Raw genomic sequence first — 20,049 nt, 5'->3', positions numbered from 1 at the left:
GGTGCGCGGGGATGCGGGCGATCAGAATGACGTCCACTATGTCCCGCTTATTCCCCCATCCCAGTGATAAATGTCATGGGGTGCCACCGCGATGTCGTGCAGTGCCCGTCAGTCGAGGTTCCCCAGCCGGGCGTCGCGCCACAGGTCCACGCCGCCCTCGGTCGCGTACCGGTCGATCTCGGCCAGCTCCTCGTCGCCGAAGGAGAGGTTCTCCAGCGCGGCGACGTTCTGCTCCAGTTGTTCGACCCGCGAGGCGCCGATGACGAGCGAGGTCACCCGCTCGTCCCGGAGCGCCCAGGCGAGCGCCAGCTGGGCCAGCGTCTGCCCGCGCCGGGCCGCGATGTCGTTCAGGGCGCGCAGCCGGTCCCGCAGGTCGTCCGTCAGCCAGGAGGCGTCCAGGGACGTGCCCCGCGCGGCCCGCGAGTCCGCCGGGACGCCGTCCAGGTAGCGGCCGGTGAGCAGGCCCTGGGCGAGCGCCGTGAAGCCGATGACGCCGAAGCCCTCCTCCTGGGCCGCGTCCAGCAGGCCGTCGGTCTCGATCCAGCGGTTGAGCATGCTGTACGACGGCTGGTGGATCAGCAGCGGGGTGCCGAGCTCGCGCAGGATGGCGGCGGCCTGCCGGGTGCGTTCGGCGTCGTAGGAGGAGATGCCGACGTAGAGGGCCTTGCCCTGGCGGACGGCGGTGTCGAGCGCGCCCATGGTCTCCTCCAGCGGCGTGCTCGCGTCCAGCCGGTGGGAGTAGAAGATGTCCACGTAGTCGAGGCCCGTCCGGGCGAGCGACTGGTCCAGGGAGGCCAGCAGGTACTTGCGGGAGCCGCCGCCCTGCCCGTAGGGGCCGGGCCACATGTCCCAGCCGGCCTTGGTGGAGATCACCAGCTCGTCGCGGTAGGGCGCCAGGTCGCGCCTGAGCAGCCGCCCGAAGTTCAGCTCCGCCGCGCCGTAGGGCGGGCCGTAGTTGTTGGCGAGGTCGTGGTGGGTGATCCCGAGGTCGAAGGCGCGCAGCGCGATCTCGCGCTGGGTCTCGAACGGGCGGTCGTCGCCGAAGTTGTGCCAGTAGCCCAGGGACAGGACCGGCAGGTCCAGTCCGGAACGGCCGGTGCGTCGGTAGCGCATGGTGCCGTCGTAGCGAGCGGGGTCCGCGACGTACGTCATCGGGTCTTCTCCGGGTGGTGCCGTAGGGGTGCCCCGCGTGTGCGCGCGGGCCCGTCCACCCTGCTCCGGGGCGCCGCGCAAGTCCAACCGCCGTCGCGGATGGGATTGAGCGGTTCCGTTTCTGAATCGGACACAGGGGCAGGCGGTGATCAACGGAGCGAGAGCGAGGAGGCGCTCATGAGCGGTGCGCGGTCCGGCGGGGAACGGGAGGAACGCGACGGGCGGCGGGTACCGGGGGCGGTGGCGCGGCTGCCGCGTCAGGTCCGGGAGGAGCTGACCCGCAGGCTGCGCCGCAAGCGGGGCGCCTTCCGCCCGGACGACGTCCAGGTCGTCGAGCCCCCGCTGCTCCGGCGCGCCGTCGGCGCCTCCGCGCTCGGCAACTGCATGGAATGGTTCGACTTCGGCGTCTACAGCTACCTCGCCGCCACCATCGGCAAGGTGTTCTTCCCCGGAGCCTCCCCGGCCGCCCAGGTCATCTCCTCGTTCGCGACCTTCGCCGCCGCCTTCGTCGTACGGCCCCTCGGCGGGCTGGTCTTCGGTCCGCTCGGCGACCGGATCGGGCGGCAGAAGGTGCTCGCCACCACCATGATCATGATGGCGGCCGGCACCTTCGCCATCGGCGTGATCCCCGGCTACTCCACCATCGGCCTCGCCGCGCCCGTGCTGCTCCTGCTGGCCCGCATGGTCCAGGGCTTCTCCACCGGCGGCGAGTACGGCGGAGCCACCACCTTCGTCGCCGAGTACTCCCCGGACCGCCGGCGCGGCTTCCTCTCCAGCTGGCTGGACTTCGGCACCTTCACCGGCTACGCCCTCGGCTCGGCCCTGGTCACCCTGCTCAACCTGGCCCTGACGGACGAGCAGATGCTCTCCTGGGGCTGGCGCGTGCCGTTCCTGATCGCCGGGCCGCTCGGCGTGATCGGCCTCTACATGCGGCTGAAGCTGGAGGAGTCCCCGGCCTTCCAGCAGCAACTGGACGACCACGAGAAGACGCTGGCGCAGGAGTCGGCGGGCGGCGAGTTCAAGGACATCGTCAGGAACCACTGGCGGCCCCTGCTCGTCTGCATGGGCCTGGTGCTGCTCTACAACGTCACGAACTACATGGTCACCGGCTATCTGCCGACCTACCAGACCGAGACCCTGCACCGCTCCAGCGGTTCCGCGGACCTCATGGTGCTCGTCGGGATGGTGTGGATCGTCGTCCTGATCACCTTCCTCGGCCGGCTCAGCGACCGGGTCGGCCGGCGCCCGCTCTACGCCGTCGCCGCGGCGGCGATGATCGTGCTCGCCGTCCCCGCCTTCCTGCTCATCAAGGCGCACGGCACCTGGCCGCCGGTCCTCGGGGTACTGCTCCTGGCCACGCTGCTGGCCTGCTTCGCCGCCCCCAGCGCGGCCACCCTGCCGGCCCTGTTCCCGACCGCCGTCCGCTACGCGGCCATGGGCATCGGCTTCAACATCGCCGTCGCCGCGTTCGGCGGCACCACCCCGCTGGTCACCGCCGCGCTGGTCAGCCTCACCGGCGACGACCTCATGCCCGCCTACTACTTGATGCTGGCCGGCGCCATCGGCCTGCTCACCGTGCGGTTCCTCCCCGAGAGCGCCCAGGTCCCGCTCAAGGGCTCCCAGCCGATGGTCGGTTCGCGGGAGGAGAGGCGCGAACTCATCAGCGCCTCCCAGGAGTTGTACGCCCTCGCGCAGGAGCGGGGTGAGGCGCGGCGCGGCTGAGCCACGGCCGCGCCGGGAGGCTTGTCCGATCCTACGAACTTCCGGTCTGCCGGGTTACCGGTCCGCACCACGTTTGATAGGAAACTTTCCTACCAGTACTGGTGCGGACCAACTTCCCACCCCCCACTCCCCCTTGGAGCCCCTGTGGTGTACGCAGACCGCGAAGCGGCAGCCCCCGCGAGCCCCGCCGGCCTCTCCCGTCTCTCCCGCCGGACCGTCGTCGCCGCGCTCGGCGCCGTCGCCTCGGGCGCCCTGCTCGGCGTCTCCCGCGCCGGCACGGCCTCGGCCGCCGCGCCGGGGCTGGACGACCCGGCGAAGAAGGAGATCGCCATGAAGCTGGTGTCGAGCGCGGAGAACTCCTCGCTCGACTGGAAGGCCCAGTACAAGTACATCGAGGACATCCGCGACGGCCGCGGCTACACGGCCGGCATCATCGGCTTCTGCTCCGGCACCGGTGACATGCTCGACCTCGTCCAGCTCTACGCCGACCGCAAGCCCGGCAACGTCCTGGCGAAGTACCTGCCCGCCCTGCGGAACGTCAACGGCACCGACTCGCACCAGGGCCTGGACCCCAACTACCCCTCCGACTGGCGCAAGGCCGCCCAGGACACCGCCTTCCAGCAGGCCCAGAACGACGAACGCGACCGCGTCTACTTCAACCCCGCCGTCGCCCAGGGCAAGACGGACGGACTGCGCGCGCTCGGCCAGTTCATCTACTACGACGCCATCGTCATGCACGGCGACGGCGACGACCCGACCAGCTTCCGCAACATCCGCAAGCGCGCCCTGCGCAGCGCCAAGCCGCCGGCCCAGGGCGGCGACGAGACGACGTACCTCAACGCCTTCCTGGACGCCCGGGTGTGGGCCATGAAGCAGGAGGAGGCCCACAGCGACACCAGCCGCGTCGACACCGCGCAGCGGGTCTTCCTGCGCAAGGGCAACCTCGACCTGAACACCCCGCTCGACTGGAAGGTCTACGGCGACAGCTACCACATCGGCTGATCTCCGTCAGCAGGCGCGGCAGGCCGGCGGGCGCGGACTCCGGTACCGGGGAACGCGGTCCGGCGGCCCGCCGTGCCGTGACGCGCCGGATCACGGCGATCGCCACGGCGGCGGCCCGAACGGCGGCCCCCGCGGCCCTGTGTCCCGGCCACGCCGACGGACCTGCCTGCCGGGCGGGCGGCACACGCGGACGCGGTGCCGTGGCGATCAGCGGAGGTCCGGATCACAGGCCCGGCGGGCCAGGGACGTCCCGGCTGGTGGGGCGCACTCGCATGGCATGCCCCGGGCGAGGAAAGATGGGCGGTGAGCGAACGACCCACCGAAGCGGAGGAACGGACTCATGGCGCACGAGCGCGCCGGCCGGCCGGCCGGTCCCGAGGACCTTGTCGACGTGGCCCGGCTGGTCACGGCGTACTACACGCTGCACCCCGACCCGGCCGACCCGGGACAGCGGGTGGCGTTCGGCACCTCGGGCCACCGCGGCTCGTCCCTGGCGAGCGCCTTCAACGAGGACCACATCGCCGCCACCAGCCAGGCCATCTGCGAGTACCGGGCCGCCCAGGGCACCGACGGACCGCTCTTCCTGGGCGCCGACACCCACGCCCTGTCCGAGCCGGCCAAGGCCACCGCGCTGGAGGTGTTCGCCGCCAACGAGGTGACCGTCCTCATCGACAGCGCGGACGGCTACACGCCCACGCCCGCCGTCTCGCACGCGATCCTGACGCACAACCGGGGCCGCACCACGGGCCTAGCCGACGGAGTGGTCGTCACCCCGTCGCACAACCCGCCCGCCGACGGCGGCTTCAAGTACAACCCGCCGAGCGGCGGCCCGGCGGCCTCCGACGCCACCTCCTGGATCCAGGACCGCGCCAACCAGATCATCACGGGCGGCCTGAAGGACGTACGCCGCCTGCCGTACGCCCGCGCGCTCGCCGCGGACACCACCCGGCGGTACGACTTCCTCGGCACGTACGTCACCGATCTGCCCGGCGTCCTGGACCTGGACGCCGTCCGCGCGTCCGGCGTGCGCATCGGCGCCGACCCGCTCGGCGGCGCCTCCGTCGCCTACTGGGGCCGGATCGCCGAGCAGCACGGCATCGACCTGACCGTGGTCAACCCGCACACCGACCCCACCTGGCGGTTCATGACGCTGGACTGGGACGGCCAGATCCGCATGGACTGCTCCTCGCCGTACGCCATGGCCTCCCTCATCGAGCAGCGCGACCGCTTCCGCATCGCCACCGGCAACGACGCCGACGCCGACCGGCACGGCATCGTCACCCCGGACGCGGGCCTGATGAACCCCAACCACTACCTCGCCGTCGCCATCTCCTACCTCTTCCGGCACCGCGAGCAGTGGCCGGCCGCCGCGGGCATCGGCAAGACCCTCGTCTCCTCCACGATGATCGACCGGGTCGCCGGGGACCTCGGCCGCCGGCTCGTCGAGGTACCCGTCGGCTTCAAGTGGTTCGTGGACGGACTGGTCGGCGGCGACCTCGGGTTCGGCGGCGAGGAGTCGGCCGGCGCGTCCTTCCTGCGCCGGGACGGCTCGGTGTGGACCACCGACAAGGACGGCATCATCCTCGCCCTGCTCGCCTCCGAGATCACGGCCGTCACCGACAAGACCCCCTCGGAGCACTACGCCGACCTGACCGCCCGCTTCGGCGCACCCGCCTACGCCCGCATCGACGCCCCCGCGACCCGCGAACAGAAGGCGCTGCTCGCCAAGTTGTCGCCGGCGCAGGTCACCGCGGACACGCTGGCCGGGGAGACGGTCACGGCCGTGCTCACCGAGGCGCCCGGCAACGGCGCCGCGATCGGCGGCATCAAGGTCACCACCGAGAACGCCTGGTTCGCCGCCCGGCCCTCGGGCACCGAGGACGTCTACAAGGTGTACGCCGAGTCCTTCCTCGGCGCCGACCACCTCGCCCGGGTGCAGGAGGAGGCCCAAACCGTGGTGCTGGGAGCGCTCGGCGGCTGAGCCGGCGGCGGGGCGGCCTTCCGGCCCGGGAGGCCGCCCCGCCGCTCCCGGCTCAGTTCCGTCCGCGTCCCCGGTCCAGGCGGTCCAGCACGGCCTCGGCCATGGCGGCTTCGCCCTTGGCGTTGGGGTGTGCCGGGGCGGCGGGGGAGGACGGTTGCAGCGGCTCGATCCAGCGGTCCGCCGGCGCCTTGCACATGTCGTGGCCGACCGTGGGGCCGTAAGCGTCCACGTACTCGGCCCGGTTCACGCCGGCCACCAGCCGCAGCATCAGGTTCAGCCGCTTCTCGGTGTCCCGCAGGTAGGCGAAGTCCTTCTGGGCGAAGGGGACGTGCGGGAAGCAGCCGCTGCCGTCGTCGGGCAGGAGGTCCGGGTAGCCGACGACGACCACCCGGGCGTGCGGCGCCCGGGCGTGCACGGCCCGCAGCACCCGGCCGATCTTCGGCGCGGTCCACACGACGGTGAGGGCCAACTGGTCGTGACCGGAGGCCGTGTAGGAGCGCTCGCAGGGGTTGCCCGCGGGGTCCTGGGGGGCCAGGCGGGCGCAGGTGGTGATGATGGAGCCGAAGCCGACGTCGTTGCCGCCGATCTGCACCGTCACCAGGTCCGTGTGCCGGTCCAGGGCGTCGAGCTGGGGCGGGTTGGTGCCCTGCGCCTGCCACATCTCGGCGGTCGTCGCCCCGCCGCAGCTCACGTCCGTGAAGGCGGCCACCTGCCGCCGGGCGGCCACGAGCGAGGGGTAGTTGTGGTCCGAGCGCGCGCAGCCGGCGTCCACCTGCCGGGGGATTCCGGGGCCCGAGGTGTAGGAGTCGCCGAGCGCGACATAGGCGCTCGCGCGGCCGGGTCCGCCGGGGTGCGCGGCGGCCGGTGCCGTGCCGGCGGCGACGAGGGCGCAGCCGCCCAGCGCCGCTTTGAGCACGGCGCTCCGCCGCCGGCCTCTCGCCCCGCCCGCCGGATGCCTGCCGTTCGCCATGAGTCCTCCCCCTGAGCCCGCTGCGGCGCGCGGCGGCACCACCGCAGAGCGGCCCTCGCGCGTTCGACCGGGCCTGTATACCGTCCGGTAGGTCCCGCCGACCAGAAGCGGGACGCGGTGAGTTCAGGGGGAGAGGCGGGCGACAGCCCTGGGGGAGGGGCGGGTTCAGACCCCGGACACCTGTTCCGCCGGGGCGGACGTCTGGAGCGGGGACGCCGGCTGGAGCGTGGCCGTCGTCTGGAGCAGGGAGTCGTCCTCCGGGCGCGCGCCGGAGAGGCGGTGGCGGGCGGCGATGAGGGCCATGTCGACATCCCGGGTGCCGGTGGCCACGCACAGCGTGTAGGAGATGTCCGCCAGCCGCTGCCGGGCTTCTGGAGTGCTCTCCTCGGCGCCGAGCATGGTGAGGGCCTCGTACTGGGCGATGAGGTCCTCCAGTACCGCGGGGTGGGCCATGAGCATGCGATCCGCCTCTCTGATGGGTCGCCGATGTACGAAGTCGCAGCGCGAATACCCGCGCATCCGCCGCGCATGCCCCCTCAGGCGCCCCTTGACGCACAGTGGTGTGAGTGACCGGATGCTCACGTGAAGCCAAGGCGGCCGGTATCTCGCAGGCGTACGTCTGCCGGCTCTTCCCGAACAAGGAACTGCTGTTCACCGCCGTGGTCGAGCACTGCTTCGTGCGGGTGCGGACCTGTCTGGAGCGGGCCGCGGCCGAGGCGCGGGACACAGCTCGCCGAAGGTGGTGCTCGGCGCCATGGGGGACGCCTGCGCGCGGCTGGTGGAGTACGTGCACGGCGCCTCGGGCAGCGGCGAGGAGCAGGTCCGGGAATCCTTCGCACGGGGCATGCCGTGCCACCTGATCGTCTCCACGGGAGCCGATGCGGTGGACGCGCCCGGGACACGGACACTGGCGGCCGGGATGCGGCACCGCTGAGCCGGGCTCCCGGACGCCGTGGGGTCGCGGCGAAGGCGAGGCGTGACACCTCGCCTTCTGTTCAGGGCCGAGAGTGAGTGGTCGGCCACGTCATCCACCTCGGCGCCGAGCACCGTTGCCCCTGGGCCGTCTCCCTCCCCGCCCGGCGACGCCCGGCTGCCCGGCGAAGCCGTCTTCGTGGGGCGCGCGGTGCACGGCGGTGTGCCCGTGCGTCACCCGGTCGGGTGCTCTCCGCCCGGGATGTGCCGGATCAGGGCACGTCGCCGTGATCTTTCCGTGATCATGCCCCCTGTGAGTCTGCAACGTCGAAGTGCCCTGAGCCGGCGGGTCGTTCCGGCCGTACTCGGCACCCTCAGTGTCCTGTCCCTGCTGTCCGCCCTGCCCGCCGCAGCCCAGCCGGCGCGGCGGGACCACCGGCCCGCCGCGCCACCACCCCGGCAGGTCACCGCCGCGGAGGCGCGCACGGACGCCCGTCTCCGCTCCCTCCGCGACCGGCCCGCGGCCCTGCGGGAGTTCTTCCGGCAGCTCCCCAAGGGCGGAGACCTGCACAACCACCTCTCCGGCGCGGTGTCCACGGAGTACCTGATCGAGCTGGCCGCCGAGGACGGGCTGTGCGTCGACACCGCGACGCTGACCGCGGTCACCCCGCCCTGCGGCGCCGGAACCCGGCCCGCCGCCGACGCGCGCACCGACCGCGCCTTCCACGACGCGCTGGTGCGCGCCTGGTCCATGCAGGACTTCCCGCCCGACGAGAGCGGGCACGACCACTTCTTCGACACCTTCGGCAGGTTCGGCGAGGTCACCTGGCGCCACCGGGGCAAGCTGCTCGCGGAGGTCGCCGACACCGTCGTCCGCAACAACCAGTCCTATCTGGAGACGATGGTCACCCCGGCCTCCGACGGCGCGAAGAAGCTCGCCGCCGAGGTCGGCTGGGACGACGACCTCGCCGCGCTGCACCGCAGACTGGTCGCGGGCGGCAAGCTGGACAAGCTGGTCGCCGAGGCCCGCGAGGAGGCGGACGACGGCGACGCCGAGTTCCGCGCCACCGAGCGGTGCGGCACCCCGCAGGCCCGACCCGGGTGCGGCCTCACCGTCCGCTGGATCTCCCAGGCATCCCGGGGCAGCGCGCCGGAGCGGGTCTTCACCCAGCTCGCCCTCGGCCTGCGGCTGGCCGAGGCCGACCCGCGGTTCGTCGCCGTCAACCTCGTCCAGCCCGAGGACTCGGACACCGCCCTGCGCGACTACAGCCTCCAGATGCGCATGGTCGGCTATCTGCGCACCCAGTACCCGAAGGCGCACGTCACCCTGCACGCGGGCGAGCTGTGGCCCGGGCTGGTCAAGCCGAAGGACCTGAAGTTCCACATCCGTCAGGCCGTGGACGTCGCCCGCACCGAGCGGGTCGGGCACGGCGTCGACCTGGTCCACGAGGACGACTGGCGGCGCACGGCCCGCACGATGGCGGACCGTCGGGTGGCGGTGGAGGTGCCCTTCTCCAGCAACGCCCAGATCCTCGGCGTCAAGGGAGCCGACCACCCCTTCGACACCTACCGCCGCTACGGCGTCCCCGTCGTCCTCGCCACCGACGACCCCGGGGTGTCCCGGATCGACATCAGCCACGAGTACCAGTACGCCGCCGCCACCTACGGCCTGCGCTACCCCGAGCTGAAGGACCTGGCCCGCGCCTCCCTGGAGTACGGCTTCCTGCCGGGCGCGAGCCTGTGGCAGGGCAACCCCACCGCCAAGGGGTACCAGCCGGTTCCGGCCTGCCGTGCCGAGCACCCCGGCCTCCCCGTGCGCGGCGCGGCCTGCCGGCACCTGCTCGCCGACAGCGCCAAGGCCCGCCTCGAATGGCACCAGGAGGCCGCCTTCGCCGTCTTCGAAAGGACGCACCGGGGCTGACCCGATGCCCGGTGCCCGGTGCGTCGGTGGCGGAGGCCGCCGACGCGCCGGGCGGCCGGCTGGGCCGAGGGCACCGCGGCGGCCTACGGGGAGGGTGTCTTCGCGGCCCGGTCCCGGACGCCGTGGTCGGCCGCCGGTCGCGCCGGGGGGGACCAGCCGTCCCCGATCGGTCCTCGTCCCGCCGCCGTACCCACCGCGCACGAGCGGGGCGCGGCGGTGTGCGGGCCGGTGACGGGCGAACCGCCCGGCCCCCGGGCCGGGTCGGAATTCCAGCGGTGGCCGGCGGGAACGGTGTGGAAGGCTGGGCGGGTCCGCGTCCGCGCAACGGGAGGCAACCACCCGCATGGCCGTCATCCACCACACGACAGTCAAGCCCAGCAAGACGGAACTGCTCGCCGACTGGCTGCCCAGCCGCCCCTGGTACCGCGGCGGCCCGGCGGCGCCCGTGCTGGAGAAGTCCGGTGGCTTCCGGCTGGACGACCCCGAGGGCGAGGTCGGCATCGAGTTCATGGTGGCCACCGACACGTCGAGCCCCGGGCGTACGGCCTATCTGGCACCGCTCACCTACCGAGGGGCGCCGCTGGAGGGCGCCGAGCACGCGCTCGTCGGCACGATGGAGCACGGGGTGCTGGGCACGCGCTGGGTGTACGACGGCTGCCACGACCCGGTGCTGGTCGCCGAGTTGCTGGCGCTGATCGAGGGCAGGGCGCGGGCGATGGCCCAGAGCATCACGGACACCCCCGACCACGAGGTGACCCGCTCCTACGGCGGCGCGGCCCTCGGCCCACACCGCTTCACGCCCGAGCCGGCCGACGACGAGGACGGCACCCACTTCCCGGTGCCCGGGGGCCTGTCCCTGCACGTCCACCGTGTCCTCACCCCCGTCGCCGAGAACCCGCCGCTGCCGCCACGGGACGCCCTCGGCCATGTGGCGACCGGCTGGCCGGGCCCCGACGGCACCCGTCTGCGGGCCGTCTTCATGACGCTGCGCACCCTCTGATCCCGGCGGGCGCCGCCCGCGGGCCGCCGGGCGGCGCCCGTGACACGCCACGCAGCGGGCACCCCCGTCCGTCGGTCTGGCATGGACCGGTCAAATCTGTCACTCTTTCGGCAGCCCGCGCCCCGACCCGCAGGGGCGCGCGCCGCACCTGAGCACAGCGATCGCGCGAGCCCCACCCCCGGCCGCCCCGGCGCACCCCAGCCGGCCGGGCGGTCCTTCGAGCAGGCCGGACCCCGGCCGCCGCAAAGGAGTAGCGTGTGAGACCGACCCCCCACAGGGCCCTCGGCGTCGGCGCGGTCACCGTCGCCGCGCTGGCCGCCCTCTTCCTCCCCGGTTCCTCCGCCGCCGCCCGGCCCGCCACAGCTCCCGCCGCCTGCACCCCGGCGCAGGTGGTCGCCAACGGCGGCTTCGAGAGCGGCACTTCACCGTGGACCCCGTCCGCGTCCACCGTGATCACCAACCGCTCCGGGCAGACCGCCCACGGCGGCGGTTCCTACGCCTGGCTGGACGGCGCCGGCAGCACCCGCACCGACACCCTCGGCCAGAGCGTGACCGTCCCGTCCGGGTGCGGCGCCGCCACCCTCACCTTCTGGCTGCACATCGACACCGCCGAGACGACCTCCTCCACCGCCTACGACACACTCACGGCCAAGCTCGGCGGCACCACGCTGGCCACCTACTCGAACCTGGACGAGAACACCGGCTACGTGAAGAAGTCGATCGACGTGTCCTCGTTCGCCGGCCAGAGCGTGAACCTGTCCTTCACCGGCACCGAGGACTCCAGCCTCCAGACGAGCTTCGTCCTGGACGACATCGCCCTCGACACCTCGGACGGCACCACACCACCCCCGGCCGACTCCGCACGGACCCCGGCGGCCCCGTCGTACACCGTGAACCTGAGCAGCGACACCAGCGGCACCGTCTGGACCGGGCGCGAGAGCGTGACCTTCACCAACGCGTCCGCCACCGCACTCGGCGAGGTCTACCTCAGGCTGTGGGACAACTACCACGGCAGCTGCGACGCGATGCCCGTCAAGGTCGGCAACGTCACCGGTGGCACCGCCGGCGCCCTCTCCGTCGCCTGCACCGCCCTGAAGATCGACCTGCCGAGCCCGCTCGCCCAGGGCCAGAGCGCCACCATCGGCTTCGACCTCGGCATCACCGTGCCCAGCGGCGCCGACCGCTTCGGCCACGACGGCGCGTTCAGCTTCGTCGGCAACGCCCTGCCCGTCCTCGCCGTCCGCGACGGCGCCGGCTGGCACCTGGACCCGTACACGAACAACGGCGAGTCGTTCTACTCCCTGGCCGCCGACTTCAAGGTCACCCTGGACCACCCCAGCACCCTGCTGGTCCCGGCCACCGGCACCTCCACGGACACGCCCGGCTCCAGCGGCCGTACCGTGACCACGGCCACCGCCTCCAAGGTCCGTGACTTCGCCTGGGCCGCCGGCCCCTTCACCAAGATCTCCGGCACCTCGGCCGCCGGCGTCCCGGTGAACGTCTACTCCGTCTCGGGCATCAGTTCCACCAGCGCCCAGTCGATGCTCAGCACCGCCAGGACCGCGGTCGACGCCCACGCGGCCCGGTTCGGCGCCTACCCGTACGGCGAACTGGACGCCGTCATCGACAACAACTACTGGTTCGGCGGCATGGAGTACCCCGGGTTCGTGCTCGACGTGGTCAGCACCACCGCGCTCACCCACGAGATCGCCCACCAGTGGTGGTACGGCATCGTCGGCGACGACGAGTACACCAGCCCCTGGCTGGACGAGTCGTTCACCGACTACGCCACCGACCTCGCCCAGGGCAAGACCGGGAGCAACTGCTGGAGCGGCGTCTCCTGGGCCTCCAGCGCCGAGAAGATCACCAACTCGATGGCGTACTGGGACGCGCACTCCTCCCGGTACTCCACCGTCGTCTACGGCTACGGCAAGTGCGCCCTGCACGACCTGCGCCGCGTCCTCGGGGACACCGCCATGGCCAAGCTGCTGAAGGACTACGCGACCGCGCACTGGTACGGCGTGTCCACCACGGCCGAGTTCAAGGCGGCGGCCCAGGCCGCCACGAGCACGGACCTGACCTCCTTCTGGACGCAGCACCGCATCGAGGGGTGACGGACACCCACACGGGTCGAAACCGGCCGCGGACAGCCTCGTTGGGCGCAGCCCGGAGTGCGCGAGGGCCCGGCCCCGGGTCGGATGGATTCCGTGCGAATCTCCATATTCCGCTCCCGTGGCCGGTCCCGCCTGTGCCTCGCCGGCACCCTGACCTGCCTGCTGCTGTTCCTGTCCAGTCCCCCGGCCGCGTCCGACGTGACCGGGGGAGCGCCCGTGCGCGGCAGCGCCTACATGGGCATCGGCGTCCTCGCCCACGACGGCGAGTCCGGCGAACCGCCCCCGGACCCCCGCGCCTCCCAGACGGAGGGAGTGGACGTCTCCAGCCACCAACGCGACGTCGACTGGCCGACGCTGTGGAACGACGGCACCAAGTGGGCGTACACCAAGGCCACCGAGGGCACGTCCTACACCAACCCCTACTTCACCCAGCAGTACGACGGCTCGTTCGACGTCGGCATGGTCCGCGGCGCCTACCACTTCGCCACCCCGGACACGGCCGGCGGCGCCGCCCAGGCCGACTGGTTCGTGGAGCACGGCGGCGGCTGGTCGAACGACGCCCAGACCCTCCCCGGCGCCCTCGACATGGAGTGGAACCCGTACGGCGACTCCTGCTACGGCAAGTCCAAGAGCGGCATGGTCAGCTGGATCCGGGACTTCCTGAACCGCTACAAGTCCCGCACCGGCCGGGACGCGGTCATCTACACCGCGACCAACTGGTGGGTCGAGTGCACCGGCGACTACGCCGGCTTCGGCAAGACCAACCCGCTGTGGATCGCGCGGTACGCCTCGTCGGTTGGGTCGCTGCCGGCCGGGTGGACGTCGTACACGATGTGGCAGTACACCTCCAGCGGCAAGACGGTCGGCGACCACGACCGCTTCAACGGCTCGCAGGACGGGCTGCGGGACTTCGCCACCGGCGACGCACCGGACGCACAGGCGCTGCGGACACCCGGTTCCGGGACGGTGTCACGGTCCTGATCCCCGGGTGACGGCCGGACCGCCGGGCACCGGGCACGGGCCGGCGCTGGTTAGGCTCGACGCGTGCCGCATGTCGAGATACTCCAGTTGCTGGTGTCCCCGGTGCACCGCCTCGCGGGCCGGCCGGGCGACGGCCTGCCCGAGCTGCCGCCCGGCGAACTCGTGACGACGGCCGAGGTCCGGGCGGGCCTCGGCATCGTCGGGGACCGGTACTTCAACCACCCCGCCCACCGCAACGCGTCGATCACCCTCATGGCCGCCGAGCGACTGCCGCAGCCGGGGCCGTACCCGGCCGACCTGCTGCGGACGCGGCGCAACGTCCTGCTGCGCGGGGTCGACATCGACGCCTACATCGGCCGGACCGTCTTCCTCGACTCCGGTTCCGGACCGGTCGAACTGGAGGTGCGCAGCGCCGCCCGGCCCTGCGCCTGGATGAACACCACCCTCGGCCCCGGCGCCCAGCGGGCCCTGCGCGGCGGCGGGGGAGTGCGCTGCCGGCCGCTGACCGACGGCGTCCTCACCGTGGGCCCGGCCGTGTTCGGGGTGCGCGAACCAGGGGACACGGCGCCCGGCGCATGAGCACGACGACCGAGTGCGGCCCTGGGGAGGGACGCCGAGGCGGCGGCTGACCGGGGCCGCGCTCACCTGCCCGAGGCGGCCAACTGGTCGGCCAGCCGGTGGGCCTGGGCGAGCAGCGCGCCGTAGGTGGCGACCTCGTCGGGGTCGTCCGTCGTGGAGCGGACCAGATCCCGGCGCAGGTCGCCGAGCGTGTCGCGCAGCCGTGCCACCGCCTCGCGCAGTTCGTCCGCGCACTCGTCACCGAACCGGCTGTGACTGTAGAGCCGCAGCGCACGGGCGGTCTCGCACAGGAACTGCGCGTACTTCCTCGCGAGCCCCGGGTGCGGCCGGGAGGCCGAGCGGTCCTCGGCGGCGGCCTCCAGCACCGTGCGGGTCACCCCCGCGGTGTGCACGGCCGCGTAGTCCAGCACCACCAGCGCGTCGTCGCACCCCTTCCCGGGCAGCGGCAGGGCCGGCTTGCGGTGCCCGCGCAGGTTGACGCGCAGGCTCTCCCGGCTCCACTCGACCGCCGAGCGGGCCCGCTCGACCAGTCCGTGCAGCCGCAGCGCGCGCTGGTGCCAGGCGTCGGCCTCCTCCGCGTCCCAGCGGCTCTCGGCCAGTCCGCCGGCCACGTCCCGCAGGATGGCGTGGGCCTCCTCGGTCGCGTCCCGCAGCACGGCACGGGTGTCGCGCAGATACAGCGGCGGCCGGACCAGCGCGTTGACGGCGATGCCGACCACCGCCCCGAACAGGGCCTCGGTGAGCCGGGCCGTGGAGGTGGCGACGGTGACCGAGCCGTTGGTGAGGACGAACAGGGCGCCCGTGGCCGCGTAGATGCCCTGACTGCCCAGCCGGCGCCACTGGCCCAGCAGCATCACCAGGGGGAGTACCACGGCCATCGCGGCCACCGTGCTGTGCGTCAGCAGTCCGACCGCGGTCGCCGCGACCGTGCCGGCCGCGATCGCCGCGAGCTGTTGCAGGCCGTGCGCGATCGACCGGTACACCGTCGACTCCACCAGGACGACCGCGGTCCACGGCGCGACGAACGCGACCGGTGCCCGCAGCCACCAGCCCGCCACCGCCCACGCCACCCACGCGGCCAGCGCCGCCTTCACCGCCTGGACGGCCAGGTCCCGTTCCCGGCACGGTCCCGCGCAGGCCCGCCGCACCGCACCCACCGCGCCCGCCACGTCACGCCGCACTCCTTGCCAGGTCAGTCGTATCCCACGCACGGCGCCCCGGGTGCCACCGTTGGCGCCGCCTCATGCCACCGGGACCGGAAGAGGTCAGGTGCGGTCCGGGGCCGTCCGTGCCGCCTCGCTCCAGGCGGCCTCGCGCAGCAGGCGCAGACCGTTCAGGCCGACGAGGACCGTGGAACCCTCGTGGCCGAGGACGCCCAGCGGCAGCGGCAGCGTGCCCGCGAGGTCCCAGACGACCAGGCCGGAGATGAACACCGCCGCGATGACGAGGTTCTGCACGACCAGGCGGCGGGCGCGGCGGGACAGGGCGACGACGGCGGGCACCGCGGCCAGCTCGTCGCGCACGATCACCGCGTCGGCGGTCTCCAGTGCCAGATCGGAACCGGCGCGGCCCATCGCGACACCGGTGTGCGCGGCGGCCAGCGCGGGCGCGTCGTTGACGCCGTCCCCGACGACCAGCACCCGGCGGCCGGCGTCCTGCCGCTCCCGCACGGCGGCCACCTTGTCCTCGGGCAGCAATCCGGCCCGGACGTCATGGATGCCGACCTCGCCGGCCAGCCGGGCGGCGGCGCGCGCGTTGTCCCCGGTCAGCAGTGCCGGGCGGGCCCCGGTCAGCGCGGTGAGCGCGGCGACGGTGACGGCGGCGTCCGGCCGCAGCCGGTCCGCGACCCCGAGCACCCCGGCCGGAACGCCGTCCACCACGACCAGCACGGCGGTACGGCCACCGGTTTCGAGCCGCGCGACGAGGGACGTGGCGGCGCGGTCGGGCGCCTGCCGGGTGGTGACCGGGGAAGCGGTGGCGGGGGAGTCGTACCGGTCCGCGCGCGACGGCCCGGTCGGCGTGCCGTCGTCCGGCGTCCCGCTCGTCCCGTTCAGCAGACGGGCCGGCGCGCCCACCGCGACCGTGCGGTCCCCGACCGTGGCGGTGACGCCGACGCCCGGTGCGGACCGGAAGCCGAGGGCGGTCGGGACGGCGAGGTCACGGGCGCGCGCGGCGTCCACCACGGCCCGGGCCAGCGGGTGCTCGCTCGGATGCTCGGCCGCCGCCGCGAGCGTGAGCAGCTCCCCCTCGCCGAGACCGGCACCGGGCAGCGGTACGACGTCCGTCACCCGCGGCGTGCCCTCGGTCAGGGTGCCCGTCTTGTCCAGCGCCACCGCGTCCACCTGCCCGAGGCGTTCCATCACCACCGCCGACTTGACCAGCACCCCGTGCCGGCCCGCGTTGGCGATCGCCGACAGCAGCGGCGGCATGGTCGCGAGCACCACCGCGCACGGCGAGGCGACGATCATGAACGTCATGGCCCGCAGCAGCGACCCGGTCAGCGCGGCGCCGAAGGCGAGCGGCACCGCGAACACGGCGAGCGTCGCGGCGACCATGCCGAGCGAGTAGCACTGTTCGACCTTCTCGATGAAGAGCTGGGTCGGCGCCTTGGTCCCGGACGCCTCCTCCACCATGCGCACGATCCGGGCGATCACCGAGTCGGCGGCGTCCCGGCCGACCCGCACCCGCAGCGCGCCGGTGCCGTTGAGGGTACCGGCGTACACCTCGTCGCCGGGCTCCTTGGCGACGGGCAGCGGTTCACCGGTGATGGTGGCCTGGTCGACCTCGCTCGCCCCGTCCAGCACCCGGCCGTCGGCGCCGATCCGCTCCCCGGGCCGCACCAGCACGGTGTCGCCGACGGTGAGGTCCGCCGGCGCGACCGTCTCCTCGGTGCCGTCCGCGCGCAGCCGGGTCGCGGTGGCGGGGGCGAGGTCGAGCAGGCCGCGCACCGAGTCGGCGGTCCGGGCGGTGGCCAGCGCCTCCAGCGCCCCGGACGTGGCGAAGATGACGATCAGCAGGGCGCCGTCCATCACCTGGCCGACGGCCGCGGCACCGAGCGCCGCCACGATCATCAGCAGGTCGACGTCCAGGGTCCTGCCGGCCAGCGCCCGCAGCCCCGCGCGCGCGGGCTCCCAGCCGCCGGCCGCGTAGGCGAGCGCGTACGGCACGCCCCAGGCCCAGCCGGGCGCGCCGGTGAGCTGGAGGGGCAGGGCGAGCAGGAACAGCACCGTGGCCGCCGCCGCCCAGCGGGCCTCGGGCAGTGCGAGGACCCGGGTGCGGCGCCGGGGCGCGGCGGGCTCGGCACGGGCGGCCCCGGTGGGCAGGGGGCGGCGGTCGGCGAGGACGGAGGGCATGGCGGGGGAACCCTTCGGCGGGGTGGACGACGGGGCAGCGAGGCCCACCATACACGTACATATGAAGAACCTTTCAAGTGTCATCTGTATGATGACTGCCATGGGCCATGGAGCAACTCCCGCGCGGACGGCGGTTCCCCGTACACGCCTGGACGCTGACAGCGCCACGCGCGTGGCGACCACGCTCCAGGCCCTCGCCACTCCGTCCCGGCTCCTGATCCTGTCCCGGCTGCGCGAGGGCCCGTGCGCGGCCACCGAACTCGCCGCCGAGGTCGGCATGGAACAGTCCGCGTGCTCGCACCAGTTGCGCCTGCTGCGCAACCTCGGCCTGGTCGTCGGCCGCCGCCAGGGCCGTTCGGTGATCTACGCCCTGTACGACGGCCATGTCGCCGAACTCCTCGACCAGGCCGTCTACCACATCGAGCACCTGAGGCTCGGCCTGAGCGACGGCGCGGACGCCGGCCTGCCGGAGGAGACGCCGTCCGGCACCGCGCGGTAGGGGTTCGCCGGAAGGTCTCCGCGGGAGGGTGAGTCGGCCGATGGGCCGGGGGACGCGGAGCGCCGAAGCGGACGAGGAAGTGCTGCGCAGGGCGGAACGGGCCGCCGCCGCACGCGGATGGGGCGAGCGGACGACACACGGCGCATCGGGAGCCGGGTCACCGGTCTGGGCTGCGTGTCGCTGATGCCCGCGCTGCTCTGTCTGGTCTTCGGCGCCGGCCTCTCGACCGGCCCCTACGCCCCGGGGTGAAGGCCGCCGCCGCAGGACGCCTCGTCCCGGCGGTCGCCCTCCGGTGGCAGGTTTCCTCGTCGAGGGCCGGCTCACCCACCGGGACACCCGGCTCCACGTGTTCGCCGGGGGCGTCGTCGTGACCGTGGGCGTGGCCCGCGCCCACGCCCAGCCCGAACCGACCGTCACCGAGTGGACGGAGACCACGTCCCACGGCCGGCACAGCCACGGCCCCACCGTCCACTGGCTGTACCTGGCCGACCGGGACGGCACCCCGCCGGCCCGGATCAGCACCCGCAACCCCGCCGGCGCGGCCATCGCCCGCGCGAAGGCCGAGCGGACCGGGACCTGGCCGGCTGAACCGGTGCGGGGACGGGGCGTGCGGGCCCGCCGGCTGTCCGGCCTGGGACGAGGCGGCTGCCCGTCACCCCAGGCTCGGCGGCGTCCAGTCGGCGTGACGCAGGATCGCCCGCATCGTCGCCCGGGACGGGGCCAGGCGCAGCCCCGTGTCGCGCAGGGCGACGGCCAGGGGGTGGGACAGTCGCTGGCCGAGCCGGCCGGCCTGCCGGGCGGCTCGGGCGACCGCCTGGGCGCGGGGGCGGCGCTCGGCGTCGTACCGGGCCAGCGCCGCGCCGACCGAGGTCTCCCCGGCCAGCGCGGCGGCCAGGGTGACCGCGTCCTCCAGGGCCTGGCAGGCGCCCTGGCCGAGGTGAGGCGTCATGGCATGCGCCGCGTCGCCCAGCAGCGCCACCCGTCCCGCGCCGAACGAGGGCAAGGGCGTGGCCAGTTCGTGGATGTCGTGGTGCAGCACGGCCTCGGGCCGGGTGGCGGCCAGCAGCGCGGGGACCGGGTCGTGCCAGTCGCGGAAGCGGTGGCGGAGCATGCCGAGCGGGTCGGCGTGGCGGACCCCGGGCGGCGCGTTGAGCACCGCGTGCCACTCGGCGCGGCCGTCGGTGAACGCGATGTGCCCGAACTCGGCCCCCGCGCCCCAGGTCAGCTCGAAGTCGGTGGCCACCTCCAGCGGGCCTTCGGTGAGGGCCCGCAGCACCGTCGAACCGGCGTACACCGGACCGGGATGGTCCGGGAACAACTGCCCGCGCAGCCGGCTGTGCACGCCGTCCGCCGCGACGACCAGGTCGGCCTCCAGGACGCCGTCCCCGGCCGGCACGCCCACCCGGCCGGGGGCCGAGAGGTCGAGCGTGTCCACGGTCGCGCCGACGAGCAGGCACTCCTCGGGCAGCGCCGAGCGCAGCAGACGGTGCAGGACCGCGCGCGGGATGCCGACGATGGGGGAGCCCAGCTCACGCTCCAGCAGGGCGCCGTCCATGCGCGACAGCCACCGGCCCGCCGGGGTGCGCGTACCCCCGGTGTACTGCGGGCGCGCCGCTGCCCGGACCGCCGCGCCGACGCCCACCGCGTCCAGCGCGCGCAGCCCGTTGGCGTGCAGCGAGATGCCCGCGCCCGCGTCGGCCAGGACGGCGGCCCGCTCCACCACCCGGACCTCCCAGCCGATCCGGCGCAGGCCCAGTGCCGCGGCCAGCCCGCCGATACCGCCCCCGACCACCACCGCCGTGCCGCCCATGCCGGCCCCCTCCCGTGGGTTTCTACATCTGTAGAAGCACCCTAGCGCGCCGT

16 protein-coding genes are annotated in these 20,049 nt (G+C 73.8%); 10 read left to right on the top strand and 6 right to left on the bottom strand.

The window, feature by feature from the left end:
• Positions 1-108: 108 nt before the first annotated feature.
• Positions 109-1,152, bottom strand: a complete 1,044-nt coding sequence (gene mgrA / locus IE294_RS30640; protein ID WP_189891455.1) for an L-glyceraldehyde 3-phosphate reductase — start codon at positions 1,150-1,152, stop codon at positions 109-111.
• 177 nt (positions 1,153-1,329) lie between these two features.
• Between mgrA and IE294_RS30635 the strand changes: the two genes are divergently transcribed.
• From IE294_RS30635 to pgm, 3 genes are all read left to right on the top strand, one after another.
• On the top strand, positions 1,330-2,874 hold the full coding sequence (locus IE294_RS30635; protein WP_189891453.1) for an MFS transporter: 1,545 nt from the start codon (positions 1,330-1,332) through the stop codon (positions 2,872-2,874).
• 144 nt (positions 2,875-3,018) lie between these two features.
• Positions 3,019-3,876 (top strand): chitosanase, encoded by an 858-nt coding sequence (locus IE294_RS30630; RefSeq protein WP_189891451.1) that lies wholly within the window; start codon positions 3,019-3,021, stop codon positions 3,874-3,876.
• Between the two features lie 340 nt (positions 3,877-4,216).
• On the top strand, positions 4,217-5,857 hold the full coding sequence (gene pgm / locus IE294_RS30625) for a phosphoglucomutase (alpha-D-glucose-1,6-bisphosphate-dependent) (RefSeq protein ID WP_189891449.1): 1,641 nt from the start codon (positions 4,217-4,219) through the stop codon (positions 5,855-5,857).
• Between the two features lie 52 nt (positions 5,858-5,909).
• Here the strand turns inward: pgm and IE294_RS30620 are convergent, their stop codons facing one another.
• On the bottom strand, positions 5,910-6,827 hold the full coding sequence (locus tag IE294_RS30620) for an SGNH/GDSL hydrolase family protein (RefSeq protein WP_189891447.1): 918 nt from the start codon (positions 6,825-6,827) through the stop codon (positions 5,910-5,912).
• 165 nt (positions 6,828-6,992) lie between these two features.
• Positions 6,993-7,286: a DUF5133 domain-containing protein gene (locus tag IE294_RS30615; protein WP_189891446.1), complete on the bottom strand. Its 294-nt coding sequence runs from the start codon at positions 7,284-7,286 to the stop codon at positions 6,993-6,995.
• 295 nt (positions 7,287-7,581) lie between these two features.
• Between IE294_RS30615 and IE294_RS30610 the strand changes: the two genes are divergently transcribed.
• The 6 genes from IE294_RS30610 to IE294_RS30585 all read left to right on the top strand — a co-directional run bounded on the left by IE294_RS30610 (position 7,582) and on the right by IE294_RS30585 (position 14,334).
• Positions 7,582-7,761, top strand: a complete 180-nt coding sequence (locus tag IE294_RS30610) for a hypothetical protein (protein ID WP_189891444.1) — start codon at positions 7,582-7,584, stop codon at positions 7,759-7,761.
• 282 nt (positions 7,762-8,043) lie between these two features.
• The gene (locus tag IE294_RS30605) at positions 8,044-9,660 is read left to right on the top strand and encodes an adenosine deaminase family protein (RefSeq protein ID WP_359834195.1); all 1,617 of its coding nucleotides are present in this window, start codon (positions 8,044-8,046) and stop codon (positions 9,658-9,660) included.
• Between the two features lie 343 nt (positions 9,661-10,003).
• On the top strand, positions 10,004-10,660 hold the full coding sequence (locus IE294_RS30600; protein ID WP_189891440.1) for a maltokinase N-terminal cap-like domain-containing protein: 657 nt from the start codon (positions 10,004-10,006) through the stop codon (positions 10,658-10,660).
• Between the two features lie 257 nt (positions 10,661-10,917).
• Positions 10,918-12,774, top strand: coding sequence for a M1 family aminopeptidase (locus IE294_RS30595; RefSeq protein ID WP_189891438.1), 1,857 nt, complete (start codon positions 10,918-10,920; stop codon positions 12,772-12,774).
• 84 nt (positions 12,775-12,858) lie between these two features.
• Positions 12,859-13,755 carry a lysozyme gene (locus IE294_RS30590; RefSeq protein WP_373315867.1) on the top strand — a complete coding sequence of 299 codons (897 nt, stop codon included), beginning with the start codon at positions 12,859-12,861 and terminating at the stop codon, positions 13,753-13,755.
• Between the two features lie 63 nt (positions 13,756-13,818).
• Complete coding sequence (locus tag IE294_RS30585) at positions 13,819-14,334, top strand: molybdenum cofactor biosysynthesis protein (RefSeq protein WP_189891435.1); 516 nt, start codon at positions 13,819-13,821, stop codon at positions 14,332-14,334.
• A gap of 62 nt (positions 14,335-14,396) precedes the next feature.
• On the opposite strand, the gene IE294_RS30580 is transcribed toward IE294_RS30585, so the two are convergent.
• On the bottom strand, positions 14,397-15,503 hold the full coding sequence (locus IE294_RS30580; protein ID WP_189891433.1) for an FUSC family protein: 1,107 nt from the start codon (positions 15,501-15,503) through the stop codon (positions 14,397-14,399).
• A gap of 96 nt (positions 15,504-15,599) precedes the next feature.
• A complete protein-coding gene (locus IE294_RS30575) occupies positions 15,600-17,687 on the bottom strand; it encodes a heavy metal translocating P-type ATPase (RefSeq protein WP_189891431.1) in 2,088 nt (695 codons plus the stop codon).
• 100 nt (positions 17,688-17,787) lie between these two features.
• Between IE294_RS30575 and IE294_RS30570 the strand changes: the two genes are divergently transcribed.
• Positions 17,788-18,186, top strand: coding sequence for an ArsR/SmtB family transcription factor (locus tag IE294_RS30570; protein WP_063823243.1), 399 nt, complete (start codon positions 17,788-17,790; stop codon positions 18,184-18,186).
• A gap of 652 nt (positions 18,187-18,838) precedes the next feature.
• Here the strand turns inward: IE294_RS30570 and IE294_RS30565 are convergent.
• On the bottom strand, positions 18,839-19,996 hold the full coding sequence (locus IE294_RS30565; RefSeq protein WP_189891429.1) for an FAD-dependent monooxygenase: 1,158 nt from the start codon (positions 19,994-19,996) through the stop codon (positions 18,839-18,841).
• Between the last annotated feature and the right edge of the window lie 53 nt (positions 19,997-20,049).

Source organism: Streptomyces canarius (genome assembly GCF_014650735.1).
GTDB classification, from domain to species: domain Bacteria; phylum Actinomycetota; class Actinomycetes; order Streptomycetales; family Streptomycetaceae; genus Streptomyces; species Streptomyces olivaceoviridis.
Note: the sequence above shows the minus strand (reverse complement) of the source record. Positions and strands in the feature narration are given on the sequence as shown.

What these genes read in the sequence shown, in the direction of transcription:
- mgrA (WP_189891455.1), bottom strand. Translation starts at nt 1,152, where the DNA reads ATGACGTACGTCGCGGACCCCGCTCGCTACGACGGCACCATGCGCTAC.
- IE294_RS30635 (WP_189891453.1), top strand. Translation starts at nt 1,330, where the DNA reads ATGAGCGGTGCGCGGTCCGGCGGGGAACGGGAGGAACGCGACGGGCGG.
- pgm (WP_189891449.1), top strand. Translation starts at nt 4,217, where the DNA reads ATGGCGCACGAGCGCGCCGGCCGGCCGGCCGGTCCCGAGGACCTTGTC.
- IE294_RS30620 (WP_189891447.1), bottom strand. Translation starts at nt 6,827, where the DNA reads ATGGCGAACGGCAGGCATCCGGCGGGCGGGGCGAGAGGCCGGCGGCGG.
- IE294_RS30615 (WP_189891446.1), bottom strand. Translation starts at nt 7,286, where the DNA reads ATGCTCATGGCCCACCCCGCGGTACTGGAGGACCTCATCGCCCAGTAC.
- IE294_RS30610 (WP_189891444.1), top strand. Translation starts at nt 7,582, where the DNA reads ATGGGGGACGCCTGCGCGCGGCTGGTGGAGTACGTGCACGGCGCCTCG.
- IE294_RS30605 (WP_359834195.1), top strand. Translation starts at nt 8,044, where the DNA reads ATGCCCCCTGTGAGTCTGCAACGTCGAAGTGCCCTGAGCCGGCGGGTC.
- IE294_RS30600 (WP_189891440.1), top strand. Translation starts at nt 10,004, where the DNA reads ATGGCCGTCATCCACCACACGACAGTCAAGCCCAGCAAGACGGAACTG.
- IE294_RS30590 (WP_373315867.1), top strand. Translation starts at nt 12,859, where the DNA reads ATGGATTCCGTGCGAATCTCCATATTCCGCTCCCGTGGCCGGTCCCGC.
- IE294_RS30575 (WP_189891431.1), bottom strand. Translation starts at nt 17,687, where the DNA reads ATGCCCTCCGTCCTCGCCGACCGCCGCCCCCTGCCCACCGGGGCCGCC.
- IE294_RS30570 (WP_063823243.1), top strand. Translation starts at nt 17,788, where the DNA reads ATGGGCCATGGAGCAACTCCCGCGCGGACGGCGGTTCCCCGTACACGC.
- IE294_RS30565 (WP_189891429.1), bottom strand. Translation starts at nt 19,996, where the DNA reads ATGGGCGGCACGGCGGTGGTGGTCGGGGGCGGTATCGGCGGGCTGGCC.